This is a genomic window from candidate division TA06 bacterium, assembly GCA_004376575.1.
In the GTDB taxonomy this organism is placed as follows: Bacteria; Hydrothermota; DG-26; order E44-bin18; family E44-bin18; genus E44-bin18.
Map to the genome: position 1 here is coordinate 1 of SOJN01000121.1, position 17,213 is coordinate 17,213.

General features: G+C 51.6%; 10 protein-coding genes. 8 read left to right on the plus strand and 2 right to left on the minus strand.

The window, feature by feature from the left end:
• Positions 1 to 649 precede the first annotated feature (649 nt).
• The 6 genes from E3J62_09930 to E3J62_09955 all read left to right on the plus strand — a co-directional run bounded on the left by E3J62_09930 (position 650) and on the right by E3J62_09955 (position 10,580).
• The gene (locus E3J62_09930) at positions 650 to 1,114 is read left to right on the plus strand and encodes a hypothetical protein (GenBank protein ID TET44552.1); all 465 of its coding nucleotides are present in this window, start codon (positions 650 to 652) and stop codon (positions 1,112 to 1,114) included.
• A gap of 471 nt (positions 1,115 to 1,585) precedes the next feature.
• Positions 1,586 to 3,598 (plus strand): SAM-dependent DNA methyltransferase, encoded by a 2,013-nt coding sequence (locus tag E3J62_09935; GenBank protein ID TET44553.1) that lies wholly within the window; start codon positions 1,586 to 1,588, stop codon positions 3,596 to 3,598.
• Positions 3,595 to 4,920, plus strand: coding sequence for a restriction endonuclease subunit S (locus E3J62_09940; GenBank protein TET44554.1), 1,326 nt, complete (start codon positions 3,595 to 3,597; stop codon positions 4,918 to 4,920). Before E3J62_09935 ends, E3J62_09940 begins: the two co-directional genes overlap by 4 nt.
• The gene (locus E3J62_09945; protein TET44555.1) at positions 4,917 to 5,903 is read left to right on the plus strand and encodes a hypothetical protein; all 987 of its coding nucleotides are present in this window, start codon (positions 4,917 to 4,919) and stop codon (positions 5,901 to 5,903) included. Before E3J62_09940 ends, E3J62_09945 begins: the two co-directional genes overlap by 4 nt.
• Entirely contained in the window at positions 5,903 to 8,935 is a 3,033-nt protein-coding gene (locus tag E3J62_09950; protein TET44556.1) for a type I restriction endonuclease subunit R, read from the plus strand. Before E3J62_09945 ends, E3J62_09950 begins: the two co-directional genes overlap by 1 nt.
• A gap of 250 nt (positions 8,936 to 9,185) precedes the next feature.
• Complete coding sequence (locus E3J62_09955) at positions 9,186 to 10,580, plus strand: DUF2779 domain-containing protein (protein ID TET44557.1); 1,395 nt, start codon at positions 9,186 to 9,188, stop codon at positions 10,578 to 10,580.
• Between the two features lie 454 nt (positions 10,581 to 11,034).
• Here E3J62_09955 and E3J62_09960 read toward each other — a convergent pair whose 3' ends face one another.
• Together E3J62_09960 and E3J62_09965 are read right to left on the minus strand one after the other, a co-directional pair.
• Positions 11,035 to 13,041, minus strand: coding sequence for an ATP-dependent helicase (locus E3J62_09960; protein TET44558.1), 2,007 nt, complete (start codon positions 13,039 to 13,041; stop codon positions 11,035 to 11,037).
• Complete coding sequence (locus E3J62_09965) at positions 13,031 to 14,866, minus strand: DUF2813 domain-containing protein (protein TET44559.1); 1,836 nt, start codon at positions 14,864 to 14,866, stop codon at positions 13,031 to 13,033. The genes E3J62_09960 and E3J62_09965 overlap by 11 nt, the downstream gene beginning before the upstream one ends.
• A 978-nt stretch (positions 14,867 to 15,844) precedes the next feature.
• On the opposite strand from E3J62_09965, the gene E3J62_09970 reads away from it, so the two are divergent.
• On the plus strand, positions 15,845 to 16,660 hold the full coding sequence (locus E3J62_09970; GenBank protein TET44560.1) for a DUF1828 domain-containing protein: 816 nt from the start codon (positions 15,845 to 15,847) through the stop codon (positions 16,658 to 16,660).
• 429 nt (positions 16,661 to 17,089) lie between these two features.
• Positions 17,090 to 17,213: ArsR family transcriptional regulator (locus E3J62_09975; GenBank protein ID TET44561.1), on the plus strand; the 124-nt coding region annotated here is incomplete at its 3' end.

Below are 17,213 nucleotides of genomic sequence, written 5' to 3' on the forward strand. Positions count from 1 at the left end.
GCTCGGGCCTTCTTAGGCCTGGTGGCGGAGGTGGGGAAGGTTGAAGACCGATTTTCGATCTTCGTGTATTGGCGATAACCCGACGAAGCCACCGAGGGCATTGTGGGGCGTAGCCCGTCGAAGTCAGGAACGACGTAATCGGGCGGAGTCGAGGGGAGCAAGGCCGAAGGACGAAAACCCCACTCTCATCCCCGAAAACAGCATGTCATTCTGGAGGAGGCCGCTAGGCCGACGAAGAATCTGCTTTCCCCCGATTCCTTACCCATCGCAAAAATGTGCCTGCCCGGCGAAGTCAACAAAGACGTAGACGGGTCATTGCGAGAGTTGCCAGTGGCAACTCGAAGCAATCTCCGGCAAGGTCTTCAATTTCTGAATTTCTTAGTTTCTCAATTTCCGGTAGGGGGGGAGGGTTGTTGCCCGATTTTCGATCTTCGGGTGGGTAGGCAAGGTCTTCAATTTCGTAATTTCGAAGGGGTTGGGTTGGTGGGGAGTGGATTTTCGCAATTTCGTATGCTGGGCGGTGGAATCTCCTGGGGAGGATCATGGTATTTGGTGCTTGTGTTCTTCGGCCCATTTTGCTACGATTCTTCTGTCAGGGGCGTAGTCGTACATGTTGTGCAAGCGACACTCCCATTAAATGTAGGGAAATATGAAATCCAGGATACAGACTGTGAATTGGAGAAGACCGGCGTGGATGGGCGTAGCACTGCTTTGCGGATTTCTAATCGGGTGCACGGGTCACACGCACAGAATACCAGAATCTTGGCCGGATGAGGCCTATGTTAGATTCGATACGAAAGACATGATCTTTGAGTACTACATCCCTGGAGGCCATCTTGACGACCCTGATACAAAGGTGAGACTCGTATTCATAGGTCCACGCGGGAAAGCAGTTAGAGAAAATGAGTGGGGGCAGTCGAGAAGATGTGGGCCTCCGCAGCATATAATCTATTGCTCTAGTAGTCTGGATGTCAAAAGGCTCAGACAGCTTGCAAGAAAGGGAGGATTAGGTACTTGGAAGGTAGTGCTAATTGTAAAGAAGCCAGGCCAGGCGCCTCTCGAAGTAGCATCAGAGAAGTTCACGCTGTCTCGCAGGACCCTGAGGATGAGATAAAAAACCTTCTTGAGAGAGGGTGTGATAACTCACCTCACTCACCAGAAAAAAAGAACATGTCATTGCGACCCACCGAAGGTGGGGAAGCAATCTCCGGCAAGGTCTCTAGTTTCCTAATTTCGAAAGTGTGGGGAAGTGCGGAGTGGAATTTCGCATTTTCGGGTTTGCCTGGTTCCGATTTTCGATTTTCGATCTTCGAATTTCGATTTTCGAGGAGTAGGGGAGGTGGAATTTCGTGGCAGGGGAATGGATTAAGTGCTTGTGTTCTTCGGCCCATTTTGCTACGATTCCATCAGTACAGCACAGGCAAAGGCCAAACGCAAAGCCAGGGGGCCAGTCCGAAATGCAAGGGCTTCTCATATCCAAGGTTGACACGTGTTGTCCCTGTAACATTGATACACTGGGGCTTTTGATGAGTCTGAGGGCGGTCATTCGCCGTGGCACAGAAAAACAATAGAGGCGAGTGCGACTGTGAATAACTTCAGCGAAAAAGCCAATTTCATCTGGTCGGTGGCGGAGCTCCTCCGTGGCCCCTACCGTCCTAACCAGTACAAGGATGTAATGCTGCCTATGACAGTTCTACGTCGTTTAGATTGTGTCTTGGAGCCCACAAAGCACAAAGTACTGGACAAACTCAAGAAGCTGAAGGGCGGGAAGGTGAAGAATCTTGAGCCAATCCTCAATAGGGTCGCTGGCCAGGCCTTCCACAACACGAGCCGCTTCACCTTTGAGAGCCTAAAAGGTGATCCCAACAATATCGCTGCTAACTTAACGAACTACATAAAGGGATTCTCCAGTGTCGCCCGAGGGATTATCGAGCACTTCGGTTTTGAGGAACACATTGCTAAGCTTGACAAGGCTGACCGCCTGTATCTTCTTGTCCAGAAGTTCCGTGAAATCGACCTACACCCAGACGCGGTGCCAAACATCGAGATGGGCTATGTCTTCGAAGAGCTCATCAGGAGGTTCAATGAGGCCAGTAACGAGGAAGCTGGGGACCACTTCACGCCCCGTGAGGTAATTCGACTTATGGTGGATCTTCTCTTCCTCCCTGACACAGAAGTACTCACCACCAAGGGTATAGTGAAAACCCTCTACGACCCTGCCTGCGGCACTGGAGGCATGCTCTCGGTCGCTGAACACCACCTACGGAAACTGAACCCCGACGCCCGTCTTGAAGTGTTCGGCCAGGACTACAACGACCAAGCATATGCGATCTGCGGATCGGATATGATGATTAAGGGCCAGAACATCGATCACATCCGCTTCGGCGACAGCTTCACAGAGGATCACTTCCCACGTCACACCTTCGACTATATGCTAGCCAATCCGCCCTTCGGCGTTGAGTGGAAGCCGGAAGTGGATTTCGTAAAGAAGGAACACGAGGAACAGGGCTTCGGGGGACGTTTCGGTGCAGGGCTGCCGCGCATCAATGATGGGGCGCTGCTCTTCCTTCAGCACATGATCAGCAAGATGAAGGATGCGAAGGATGGGGGCATGCGCCTAGCTATCGTCTTCAATGGCTCGCCCCTGTTCACGGGCTCCGCGGGCTCCGGCGAGAGTGAGATACGCCGGTGGGTCATTGAGAACGACTGGTTGGAGGCGGTCGTCGCCTTGCCCGACCAGCTGTTCTACAACACTGGTATCTACACATACCTCTGGATTGTTACAAACCGCAGAGAGAAACACCGCAGGGGCAAGGTGCAACTTGTTGACGCTACGAGCTTCTTCAAGAAGATGCGCAAGAGCTTAGGGAACAAGCGTCACGAAATTGCCGAGGACCAACGCGACGAAATCACCCGTATGTATGGTGAATTTGTGGAAGGTGACTTCGTGCGCATCTTGGACAATGCGGATTTCGGTTATCGGCGGGTTACCGTCGAGCGTCCTTTGAAGCTCAGCTTCGCGGTCACCGAAGAGCGTCTTGCCCGGGTCAGCGAATCCAAGGCATTCTTAAGTCTAGCCAAGAGCAGGAAGCGGAAGGATACGAAGGCTGCCGAGGCGGAAATCGCCGCGGGCAAGGTGCTGCAGGATTCAATTCTGAAAGCGCTAGATGCTCTCTCCAGCGCAAGTATCGTCAGAAGCCGGGAAACATTCAAGCCTCGATTGGAGACAGCGTTCAAGGAAGCTGGACTCAAGATCCCGACTCCTCTATTCAAGGCAATCCTCATGGCCTTGGCCAAGCGGGACGAGACCGCCGATCTCTGTACAGATTCGAAGGGCAACCCGGAGCCGGACCCCGAACTGCGGGATTACGAAAACGCACCCCTCAAGGAAGACGTCGATGAGTACATGCGGCGTGAAGTCCTGCCGCACGTACCCGATGCCTGGGTCGACGAAACCAAAACCAAGATCGGCTATGAGATCAACTTCAACCGATACTTCTACAAGTACACACCTCCACGTCCGCTCGAGGAGATCGAGGCAGACCTAAAGGAGACGGAGAAAGGAATCACTGACATGCTGAGGCAGGTTACTGAATGAAGTGGCGGCCTTATCCAATCTATAGACCCACCACCAAACCCTGGCTGGATGACACGCCCCATGATTGGGAAATCAAGCGTCTCAAACACACGAGCCACGTAAAGGGGCGGATAGGTTGGCAGGGCCTACGTTCGGATGAATTCACCGACAGTGGACCACACCTCGTTACAGGGACAGACTTTCGGAGAGGCAGAATCGATTGGGACTCGTGTTACCATGTGTCTGAGGAGCGTTACAGCCTGGATCCCAACATACAAGTACGCGAAGGGGATTTGTTGATCACGAAGGACGGGACCATAGGAAAAGTCGCCATTGTACGCGAGGCCCCCGACAAAGCCTGTCTGAATAGCGGCATATTCCTTATACGCCCGGTCACAAATGGCCTTACCACAGCGTTTCTCTACTGGTTAATGCAATCTGACTCGTTCACAAGGTACATGGAATATTCAAAATCGGGTGCAACAATCTCGCATCTCTACCAGAACGTCTTTGTTGAGTTTGCTTTTCCAATCCCATCGGTAAAAGAGCAGCGAACCATAGCCGAATTCCTGAACCGTGAAACCGCACATATCGACGGGCTCATCGAGAAGAAGCGACGTCAGATTGGGCTCCTGCGGGAAAAGCGCGCCGCCCTGATCAGCCACGCTGTCACCAAAGGCCTAAATCCGGATGTCAAGATGAAAGATTCCGGCATGGAATGGCTGGGGGAGATTCCAGTGCACTGGGAGATAAGAAGAATGAAGCATGTGCTTTTCATCCGCGGTGGCCAAGTCGATCCCCGTGTCCAACAGTATGCAGCGATGCTTTTGATAGCACCTAACCATATCGAAACGAGGACAGGAAGGATTCTGTCAGCAGCAACGGCCGAGGACCAAGGTGCTCTAAGCAGCAAATACGTATTCCGCACAGGCGATGTCCTCTACAGTAAGATTCGACCTGAACTGTCAAAAGCGTGTATAGCACCGGAGAACGGAATTTGCAGTGCTGACATGTACGCAATGGTTCCGAAGCGGGGATATGTTTCCAACTACCTGCTCTACCTCCTTCTTAGCGATGTTTTTACCAAGCTCGCGGTTGATGAATCGATGCGGGTCGCCATGCCAAAGATAAATCGCGAAGATCTGGGCGAGGTTAGGTTCCCTTTTCCCCCCGAGTCCGAACAGTTGGGTATTGCGAGATACCTCGACAGGAGTACTGTGCCCTTAGATGAATTCATTTCTAGGATCCGAAGCAGCATAGACCTACTCCGGGAGTACCGCACGGCGCTCATCGCTGCTGCGGTGACAGGGAAAATTGACGTGCACAAGTGGGCCGTAGGATGAATGCAAGCAGCATAGGTGTGCGGAGCGGGTGGGAGGTGTCAAACGTCGAGATATACGCGAGCAACTTCTCTGGTGCTTATGCCCACGTTAATGGACAGTCAACAGAACGTGTCTCCATGTTGGATATCGTACGAGCAATCATAACTGTCGGCGCGCAGGGCCCACTGGATCTCGTCCGGCATGGCTGGCGTACTCTCTTACCACGCTTGGGCAGGGCACTGATATCTATGGCTTGTCTTCAATCGAATAGGGGCAACTGGGGTCTAGCAGAATCCTTCCATTGTTTAGAACAGTCCGAGAAGGCTACGACAAGCTATTGGCTTGGCGTGAGTTTTACGAAGCTCACCGCTGAACGAAAACTCGGCGTCTCGTGGCTTGCGTATGTCGACCATCTACACTCTTGCGGTGTCGTCATTACTTCGCCAGGGACACGCAAAAGGGGTGATTTCTTGGGTCGGGATCAGAGGGGTGCATGGCACGTGCTAGAGTCAAAGGGCCGTTCACACAATGTCGAGACACGTCTGAGACGGGACGCCAAATTCCAAGCCACGCGAGTAGACTCAGTCAATGGTGTGTGCCCCGAGACCCGGTCTGCCTGCATAGTGCGTCTTTTTGACGTCCCGTTAAAGATTGAGCTCATCGATCCGCCTAGCAACGATGACTTTTCCACGGTTTCATGGAAGATCGATGAACCTGGATACTTCCAAGACTACTATCGTCCGTTCATCGACCATTTGAGCGGCAGCCATACACAAACGGAGGTCTTCGCAGAACTCGCGTTCGAGGTAGCAGATGCTGAGCTGTACGGACAAAGCGTACGCGTGGGGTTACCCAAAGAAATCTATGAGCATCCAAGTAGAGCGCCAGAAGTGACCGCGATGCTGATCAGGAACCTTGAGCAAGAATCCGATGCTAAGGTGAGCATCGGTGCAGACGGAATTCTATTTGCTGGCGTCCTCCCCCAGTCCAGGGAGGTCGGCTGATGCCCTCGCAACACACAGAGGAGGCCTTCGAAACTGCCATCGAGAATCACTTGATCGCGGCTGGCGGTTACGAGCCCGGCGACAGGGATGCCTTTGATCGCGACCGAGGCATCGATCCGGGAGTCTTTCTTGCTTTTGTCCGGGAGACCCAACCCAAGGAGTGGGAGTATTTGGAGAACCTGCAGAAAGACAAGGCCGGGGAGACCTTGCTTGACGACCTGTGCCGTGCACTAGGCTCCGAGCACGAGGGATGTCTTTCCGCCCTGCGCCATGGATTCAAGTGCTTCGGAAAGCTCTTTCGTGCAGCCTATTTCGCCCCGGCGAGCGGCCTCAACCCGGACACGCAGAGACTCTACTCTGCAAACCACCTCACGATTACGCGCCAGCTCCGCTACTCGGACAGACACAGCAACACTATTGACGTGGTCCTGAGCCTGAACGGTATCCCGGTTGCTACAGCTGAGCTCAAGAATCCCATGACAGGCCAGACGTGTCGTGACGCCGTCGCACAATACAAGAATGACCGCGATCTTGTCGACCTCATCTTCCAGTTTAAGAAACGTGCAATCGTGCACTTTGCCGTGGATACGGACGAAGCGTACATGACAACGCGTCTTCTAGGCCGGAACACACGCTTCCTTCCTTTCAACAAGGGCTGCGGCACCGGCGCTGGTAACCCAGACAACCCCGGTGGCTACAAGACCGCCTACCTGTGGGAGGAGATTCTGGAGCGGTACAGCTTCTTGGACATCCTGGCGCGGTTCATTCACCTCCAGGTGGAAGAGAGAAAGCTCAGGGGGAAGCCCGTCAAGCGTGAGAAGATGGTCTTCCCGCGCTACCACCAGCTTGACTGTGTACGGAAGCTCGTCGCCGATGCACGGGGGAAGGGTACGGGCACAAACTACCTCGTCCAGCACTCCGCCGGAAGCGGCAAGAGCAATTCTATCGCCTGGCTCGCGCATCGGCTAGTCACTCTCTACGACGACAAGGACGAGAAGATTTTTGACTCGATTGTCGTCGTGACCGACCGAGTCGTGCTCGACCAGCAGCTTCAGAACACGATCTACCAGTTCGAGCATAAGCAAGGCGTGGTGCAAAAGATTGACATTGATTCTACGCAACTTGCCCAAGCACTCGCCACCGGCGTGCCTATCGTAATCACCACACTCCAGAAGTTCCCCTTTGTGACAGAGAAAATCGGTGATCTGCCCAAGCAAAAGTACGCCGTCATCGTTGATGAGGCCCACAGCTCACAGGGCGGCGAGTTGTCTACAGAACTCAAGGCAGTTTTGGCAGGAGCGGTCATTGGTGAAAAGGCTGAGAAGTATGTAGCTGCAGAGAGTCTGCCGGACTACGAAGAAGAGATCCTCCGCACCATGGTCAAGCGCGGACGCCAGCCCAATATCTCCTTTTTCGCATTCACGGCCACGCCGAAGTACAGGACTCTGGAGGTTTTTGGCCGGCCAGACTCAGATGGCAAGCCACTTCCTTTCCACCTCTACAGCATGCGCCAAGCGATTGAGGAGAACTTTATTCTTGACGTGCTTAAGCATTATACAACCTACAAGACTTACTATCGACTCATCAAATCTATTGAGGATGATCCGAAGGTGAACAAGCGCAAGGCTGCACGGGCCCTGGCACGCTTCTTGAGCCTACATCCACACAATATCGGCCAGAAGACCGAAGTCATGGTGGAGCATTTCCACCATTTCACTATGCACAGAATCGGAGGTAAGGCTAAGGCGATGGTGGTTACGTCGAGCCGGCTTCACGCCGTGCGCTATAGGCAGGCGTTCGACAAGTACATCGCCGAGAAAGGCTATAACGGTATCAAGACGCTCGTCGCATTTTCTGGCAGGGTGGTCGATCCGGACATCCCGGGTGTTGAATACACGGAAGTCAGCCTGAACGAGGGCATTCGGGAGAAGGAGTTGCCTGAGAAGTTCGCGACAGATGAATACCAAGTTCTAGTTGTCGCCGAGAAATACCAGACGGGTTTCGACCAGCCACTGCTGCACACCATGTACGTGGACAAACGGCTGGCAGGGATTCAGGCTGTTCAGACCCTCTCTCGCCTGAACCGAACACATCCCGGCAAGGAGGACACATTTGTGCTGGATTTCGTGAACGAGCCGGATGAAATACTGACTGCGTTCCAGCCTTACTACGAGCAGGCGCTCGTCGGCGAGCGCGTGGAGGCACAGCAATTGTATGAGCTCCAAGCCAAGCTGGACGCTCAGCAGGTGTACCACAAGTCCGAAGTCGAAGAGTTCGCCAGGGTCTTCTACAAACCCCGCAAGGACCAAACCGCGGGTGATCATGCCCGGATGAATGCGTGTCTCGACCCGGCTGTCAACCGTTACTCTAAACTTGAGGAAGAGATCCAAGAGGAATTCCGCAAGACGCTCGTAGCGTACCGGAATCTCTATGCCTTCCTCGCGCAGGTGATCCCATTCCAAGACTCTGATCTTGAAAAACTATACTCCTACATCCGTTTCCTATTGACCAAGCTACCCAAGCGTCGTGGACCTGTCTACAGTTTCGACGACGAGGTGGCTCTCAAATACTACCGGCTTCAGAAGATCAGCGAGGGTTTGATCGACTTGAAACCCGGCAAAATAGAAACGGTCTCAGGTCCGACGTCCGTTGGCACAGGTGCTCCCCACGACGTGCAGATCGAGCTTTCCCGGCTGATCGACATCCTCAACGAACGGTTCGGCACCGAATTCAAGCCTGCAGACCAGCTTTTCATCGACTCCATCCGGGAAGACGCCGCGGCGAACACAAACCTTCGCCAAGCTGCGCTCGCCAACACTATGGAGAATTTCGGATACGTTTTTCTGGAAGCGCTTGAGGGCCTCTTCATCGACAGAATGGAACAGAATGAGGAGATAACCTCTAAGTATATGAACGAGGAGGAATTCCGGGATATCGTCAGCAAGTGGCTCCTCAAGCAAGTGTACGAGCAAGTCCGTTCAGACGAGGCACAAACGGCAGATTCGTCCGAATCCGCCGGAGCTAGTTTCTAGTCTTGCTGAAAGAAGACCAGAAGACGGTATTTGACATTTCGTGGAGATTGCTGAGTACCTGATTCTGAAGGTCAGGTGCGGTTGGAGGGCGCTTGCAGGCTACCCAGATGTCAATTATCGTTGCTAGGCGATTTTCAGGAGTGCCAGAAACATAATCTGGAGCAAAGGGTAAGTGGGTCAAAAGAAGCCGCGTTACATAACAAAACAGTTGTTCCTCAACAGTGTTGTTTGCCCGGCCTTGGGGTGGCTGATGAGGATTGAGCGCGTCTCAAAGCCTGCAACCATGGGAGAGAAGTTCCGAATGGAGCAGGGTCTCGAGGTCGGCAAGAGAGCCAGGGAGCTTTGGCCGGACGGAGCTCTAGTTGAAAAGGAAGACCTACAATCCGCAGTTGAGAACACCGCTGCGCTGATGGGTAACCCTGCTACTCAGGCGATTTTTGAAGCGACATTTATGATAGATTCGTACATAGCCAAAGCCGACATATTGGATCGGACGAAGGATGGGTGGCATCTTGTTGAGGTCAAGTCGAGCCTGAACGACAAGGCAGAATTCATCGGCGATATGGCCTATACTGGGATGGTTGTTCAGAGATCAGGGTACGGTGTCTCAAATGTGTCTCTAATGCTGATTTCGAAAGAGTTCCGCTTGGGTATGCCTAACGAGAGCCTATTCGTCCAGGTGGATCATAGAGGAGAAGTTCTTGAAGCCATTGATGGGTTCGGCCTTTGCTGGGAGGAGATCGAAAGGATTACCAGACAGCCAGAAATGCCAGAACCTAAACTCCAGTTTGAGTGCCGCACTTGCCCTCTGTTCAAGGAGTGTTTAGGTAAGAACGTGGAGAATCCCATATTCGAGATTCCCCGAATCAGGCAGGCCAAGTTTGCCGGACTGGTGGAGCAGGGGATCATGTCCATAGAGGGCATCCCGAGAACCTTTTCGCTCACAGAGAATCAGTCAAGAGTGAGGGCTTGTGTCCAGTCAAAGAAGCCCTTTGTCGCACCAAGCTTAGCCGGGGAGTTGGGATCTGTCCACTGGCCAGCCTTCTATTTGGACTTTGAGACAGTACTGACAGCAATACCTCTGTATCCAGATATCGCACCTTATGCGCAGATTCCGACGCAGTACTCCATCCATAGGTGCCCGAAGCCGGGTCAAGTTGACGAGCACTTCGAGTATCTAGCTTCCCCACAGGAGGACTGCAGAAGAGAGCTCGCAGAGAGACTAATTGAGCATCTCAAAGGAGAGGGAAGTATCATTGTTTATTCCAATTTCGAAAAGACTATCATTAAATCTCTCATTGATGTTTGCCCTGACCTCTCTCAAGATCTGAGTTCCTTGATTGACCGAATGGTTGATCTTCAAGCGATCATCAGAAGGAACTTCTACCACCCAGATTTCCACGGGAGCCTGTCGATAAAGAGGGTGCTCCCAGTCCTGGTGTCCGACCTGTCTTATGAAGCCCTGGAAATAGGCGATGGTGATGCAGCCATTGCGACTTTTGCGTGGCTGGCACACGGCAAGTTTGACAAGAAGGAGGCCGAAGCAGCGAAAAGGAATCTGCTGGAGTACTGTAAACAAGATACGCTGGCTATGGTTAAATTGCACCAGCGTTTGATCGAATATGCCGCAGGTTCGGGCCTGTGAGTCTCGCGTTGACGGAACCCGTGAATCCACGATGCCCTGCCGGGTTCGGATAGCTGGGGCACTGGACACAATTCCCCCGAACCGCAACGGTTCATCCCTCGGGGACAGGCATAAACTTATAAACTTTTGAGGCTATCTGTACGCAATCGTCCTCATTATAGCCGATTTCTTCCTGTGGGGAAAGATGGTTGATTTGGGGTAGAAGGCGGCGGGGTTCTTGGCGATTTCTCCGCTTTCAAGGTGCTTTGTAGGGTCTGGGGCTCGCCGTCCTTCGGCCGATTTGCAAGGCGCATGCTCGCACTGAGGCGCCTCGGCGTTCCTCCGAGGCGAGTCGAAGTGCTCCCCGGACGCAACCCTTTCCATAACCTTTCTCGTTGTGCGGCTATTAACCGGGAACCTTCAAATATCAAGGAGTTATCAAAGAGCAAGCCGTTCCGGCCGACCGGAAGCGTCGTCAAGATACATTTGTCTCCTGCAGTGCCGCCTCAGGCGCCGTCAGCACGTGGAAACCAAGCTGTATAAGCCTATCGAGTTCCGCCTCGGACGGATCAGGGATAGCCCAGACCAGTAGTTGGCGAGGGCGAGAACTGGCGACATAAGCCAGCCGAGTAGCTTCAGAGGCAGGATTATCGAGCCACATTGTCCAATAACCATCACTTGTTCCGCGTGTATCAAGGGATGACACCAGCATCAGCGCTTCCAGTGTTTCCCCTTTGACGTTGTGAATTGTCGTTATCCGCAACTGTTCATGAGCAGAGGAATTTGATGGGAAAGCCCTCAAGACTTGGTTGTTGCGTTTCCCCCGTGGCGTGGAAAATAAGGGCAACGACTCACCCGTTTTGTTTCTCGCAACCAAAGGAGGGAAAACGCAGTCTGACAAAGTTGCTCCGAATATACTGACGCTCTTGCTGAGGTGTTCATGCATTCTGTCTCTTGTGGCCTGGGTCCAATCTGTCCAACTTTGCTCCAAGTTACTGAGTCGCGCATCTTGGCAACATTTGCACAAGGTTGCAGCCAGAAACAGGCGCCATGTCAAGGCAGAATCCATGGATTCGGGCCGATAGTACTCTCGGGCATTGGTCGATTGCTTCGGAAAGAATTTCTCGGTTACAAAGCGTCCGAAGAATTTGAGTGCATCCTCGGTCGCTTGACGGCATCCTGTCTTCCAAAGGTGGACGGCTATTGCCAACCTTTCTTGATAATTTCTGATCTGCCCGCTATCTGCAGGTCTCATCCTGGAGACGTTTGCCCAACTCCTGGTTACGACAGCAGAACGTTGCTTGTCGATTCCGGATTGTTCTAGATAGCCACTAAACCAGCCCGGCAATTTCATCATTTCGTCTTTCTTGAAGGACACGCAGACGCATGGGCACTCCTGCGTGCTTACATGAATAGACGTAATATTGTCTGTATTGCCAACAAGAGCGGTACACAGGTCGGCAATCGGTTGACAGTTACGATAATTGGTCGACAGGGGCAAGATGTTGAATTTCTTTTCCTGCGTGTATTCCTCCACCTTCTCCGGGAGGACCTTCTTGAATTCGTATATAGCTTGGTTGAGATCGCCGACACAATGCAATGCTGTCCCCTGCAATCGAAGCTCATCCAAAATTTGTATCTGTCGCCAAGACAGGTCTTGGCATTCGTCTATGACAATAAAAGGGAAGCGGCGAGAGAGAAGCAGTGCAAACCTCGCGTTATCTGATAGAAGCTCAAAGCAAATGCGCTCGATGTCCTGATAAGTGGCAAACCCCGCCTTTTCAAATCTCATTTTTGTTTTTTCCAAGTCAGTTACTTGCCACTTTTCAAGAGTCTCTGAATTTCTCGCACCGTCTATCCTTTGGGTGCCAGAAGCAAAGATGTATTTCCCGGTTTGGGTATCAAAGTAGTAGTGATTCGCTGCTGGCTTGCCAGTCTGTCCGAACACGTATCTTGTCTTGAAGGCGTTCAAGAAATCTGCTTGCGACGCACTATCTATTACACGAATTGAGTGGTCTTCATTTTTGCCATCATATCCCGTCACAATGTGGGCAAAGGGATGGGCGATATAGCCATGTAGCCAACTGTCAATTGTGCCAATGAAGTGTGGATACCCGATCTTCTTCGCGCCAGCGAATTGGCCTGCACGCTTCTCAATGACTTTGGCCGCATTGTTGGTGAATGTCAGGACGGCAATGCCTCCCGGCGTTTTCTTCCATCGCATCATTTCGAATGCGGCCTTCAGTCCTACCACTTCCGTTTTGCCACTGCCAGGACATGCTTTCAAGAACACACAGCTTTCAATAGATGACAGGACATAGTCTAATTGCTCTTCTGATTTCTCTGCGATTCTGCAAGTCTCATACTCACGGCATAATGGGTTGGTTCGTCCCAAAGAGGAATGACACTCCGATGGTGTTACATCAGAAGGCTTGCCGCAAATGAAGCCGGCAAGATACTCGGTCTTCTCCTCACGATTCATCCGGGTTGCCTCCACAGGCCCAGATGACTGCCTTGCGTATGTACTCTGGAACGGGAATTATCTCGTTAGATAACACCAATTGGGTAGCCAGCGCTTGTGCAAACTCACCTTTATCAATATGTTGGAGCAAATACATTGACGCATCCGCCCTACTGTCTTCCGATTCTGTACACCAATTTTTTCGGGTGAGCCCTTCATAATACTCTCGGATGCTCCCATCGGTGTCCACAAGCGACAAGGCCACGGGAATCAATACCTTTAGGTTGCTTCCTTCCATGGCGAGATCGTATTCGAATGTCTTGAGCGGGCTTGAATATAACCTAGCCCGCTCAGATGCACGTGCAGCGTCCTGAAGGTTAAGAGCGGGGTTCTCCCCCTTTGCGAGATTCGATGGTGTTGGTTTTGAATCTTTCGGTGGATCGTTATCGGTGATTCCAGCGCAACGCACAGGGACGCTCTCAGAACCACTTTCGCAGAGGTCAGCGAACAACTGCATGAAATGCTTGAAGTAGATCCCATTCATGTTGATGACCGACACTCCTGCGTCCTCCAGGGTTTCCGGCAGTTCCTTGTGTTCACGCAATACTATCTTCGCGAGCTCAGGCAGTAACATCGCCTCTCCAATACCTTCAACAAGGATGATGCCTCGAGCGAATAGCAAAGTCGACTTGGTGGCGTCGAGCCACCGATTCAAAAAAGCCTTGCTATGATCGGTGAGACCGCAAGAACGTAGCGCAATGGCACGCGGCATCTCATTCACGACACATAGTTGGATTACCGTGTCCAGGGAAACAGATGAGGCAAGAACGGGCGAATGAGTCGTGACGATTACCTGGACATTTTTGTCTCTGGCGGTGTTCTCAAGATACTTAAGTAGACGAATCTGGAGTTGGGGATGTAAGTGGGCTTCAGGTTCTTCAATCAAGAGCACCCGAAGGTAATCCGTTTCGTCATGAGTTTCGGTGAGTTCAGCAAGAACGGTGGCGAGGTAGAGCAAATTGTTGTAACCCAAACTGTTTTCATCAAGCACCCTGAAATCCGCTGGAGAAGATGCACCTCCGATATTTGGAAAAAACAAGAGTCTCAGGCTTTCCACGATCCGGCTGAAGCTGACTTCGCTGAATTGGATATGCGTATCCTGGCCAAAAACTGAACCAAGAGATTCGAGCAGGCGCGTTCGGATCAGATTATTTGCCTGAGCGATTGGTCCATCCTTATCGCTTGACAGCTGCTTATTGAACTCGTGAACCTCTTTTTCTAGTGGCAGTGGCTCACCCTTCTGCTTTGCTTCCTGAATAGCCTGGCGTTGCAGATTCTTCAGGAGTCGGGCCAGCCTAGATGATTTCCCTTCAGATAGTCTGGCTTCAGCATCACGAAGAGGGGGCAGGTACACACAATTGATTGTATCGAACAGTTCCCACTCGAACATGCTTGCCTGCGACGCGCCGCCCCAAAGGGTTCGTTTGTAGCGACCTCGGTGGTTTGGTTTGTTATCCACGAGTAGCGCCAGCGAAGCGTTTCCATCCATGTCCGACCACGGTAGGAACGCGACATGTTCTTTATCCGACAAGTCAGCGAAAACCGCTCGAAGACGAAAGGCTTGCGCTGCTTCCTGCAAGGGATGAAAGGGGCGGTGGAAATCGGATTCTGTCACTGGGCTGTGGCCAAATTCGTCCTCTCTAAGGAGAAGACGTATTGCGTCAATGATAGCGGTCTTGCCGGAGGCGTTTTCTCCCACAATCACATTCAGACCCTTTCGCAGAAAAACGGAAAAAGGGTTCCGAAAACCCTTGTAGCCCTCAATGTGTAATTCATTCAAATACATATGGGCCTCCATGTGCTTCGCCCTTCATCATCCCCTAACCCCCTTTTCAAGTTTCTTGGTGACGCAGCATCACCAAATCGTCATCCAATCCGTGCCGCAGAAGGTCCAAACGAGGTGAGTCGGATGCCATATGCTCTGCGGAGACAGGCCCATACCTTTACGGGCAGGCTCTAGGGCTTCATGCCCTTCTTGAGAGAGATTGGGGACGGTGCATGACCCTCCGACCTTGCGAAGGATTTACAACTTTCTGACAAAACCTGCCTCCAGAAAACCGATACTGTCTGAGGTTCCAACTTGCCTTTCCCTGCCGTAACTGAACTCTACCCAAAATCAGCACCGATGTCAAGCACCCCGATCATCTGGTAGTGTCCTAATTTGAAAGGCGATTTGTCTAGGTATGACAAAAGTAGCATTTTCATTTGAAAAAATAGAGTAGTGAGGAAAAGACTTGACATTCAAACGAAAGATGCCAATATTGGCGTTAGGTATAGTCTGCGTTTTTCTGTATTTGGCAAAAAACAACCACAACAAGCTGGCTTTGGCTGCAATTATGCCCGATTTACCGATAACCGAGCGTCAAGTAGAACGTATCTTGACGAAAGAAATGCAGATCACCGATAACATCAGGTGGAACAAGAAGCAAAACTACAACACCTGGGAAGCCAAGATCGATGTGAAGCATCCCCAGCGCAAAATCGCCCTAGAGATTAGAATAACTGTCAATGATAGCGATAGGGGCAAGTATTCCATAAACTTACTTCTGTACCGCTACTACCGCATTAGGGCATGTTGTGTTAGAGGTAGCCATGTAAACCCCCACACTGACACCAATCGATGGCATCAAGAGACACATACACACAGGTGGACTGACGTTTGTCGTGGCATGTGGGCGTATACTACGAAAGGCGCCAGCACTGAAACGATGGAGGAAGTGTTTCGAGCTTTCTGCAGACAATGTGGCATCACATTTAGCGGAAAATGGCAAGAGCTACCCAAGAAACAGAGTGCATTATTCGAGAAGGAATGATTATGAAATGCAAGGACTACATCGCCGCCTACTTGACTACCTTAAAGGGTGATTTCCAGTGCAGGGAAACAGAGGGAAGGCTTTGGGTTATATCGCCATACGCTCTTCCAGACGGCGATTTAGTTGAAGTCGTGGTTTCTGAAAGCCTAGGGGACAGGGCGAAGGTAACCGACCTTGGAGAAACCCTAAGGCATCTGCTGAATTGGGGTTATGACCCGCGAACCACGACAAAGGGGCGATACCTTCTAGGAGACATCCTGAAACGCTTCAACGTGCAGATTGAGAACGGTCAGATTCAGAAGAGAACCGCGAAGAGTGAAATTGGCCAGGCCATGTTTGATGTTATCTCTGCCTGTGTAGCAACATCTGAGCTGATATATATGTCACGCGCCTATCAACCAGCGAAGTTCGTGGAAGAAGTTTCGCGCTACCTAGATAGCCACGGTGTCATGTATGAACCGGGAACCGAAGTGACTGGCTCAACGGGCAAGACCTACAAGGTTGATTTCTTTTTCCCTCGTGTAGACAGCAAGCAGGGTATGCTCGAAGCGCTATCGCCAGGAGGTCTTGGCGCAGTCAGCAGAATAGTAGACCATACCGTTAGGATGTGGCTAGACATAGGAAACAAAAAAAAGTGGCGCGGCACCCTCTTGGACGACAGGGAAATCGAATGGAAAAAGGTGGACATCAAAATCCTTGAAAAAGAGAGCGATGTGTATTTCTGGCAGCAACGGAGAAGCATGCTTGCAATTCTCCAGCTCACCTAATGCTGACGCTGCGTAAACAATTCCCCCAACGCTAGATGTGATCCGTAATCCCAGCTTCCATAGTAGGCATAACTCTAAGGCTTTGCTGTATTCGCATGAAGTTGTAATAGAAAAGGTGCAGGGTAGGGGAACATTAGTCTTGGGGACGGTGCTTGAGAGCGCCAAGAAGCTCTTTAGCTCTTGCCCGCCTGGGTCTAGGTTGACTTCCCGTCTTCGCTCTCGCTAGCTTCGACGGACAAGCGTCGGGCTTCGCCGGCGTGAGTCCGGACTGGACAAAAGTTAGCCACCAATACTCCATTTCACTTTTTCGAAAAACCGACGAAGACCAGAACCCAATACCTCCTCAGCCTAATATGTCGATATGTTGACAATTGTGCACATATCAACATATAATTCAGCAGACATGGGTAATGTGAAAGGAATGCAGCAATGAAAGAAAAGGATTACCGGGCGTCCAGGCTCATGAGGGAGTTGGGAGTTCCTATCAGGTATCAGATTGTGAAGCTGTTGGATGAAGGTCCAAAGACTGTGGGTCAGCTTGCACAGCTCCTGG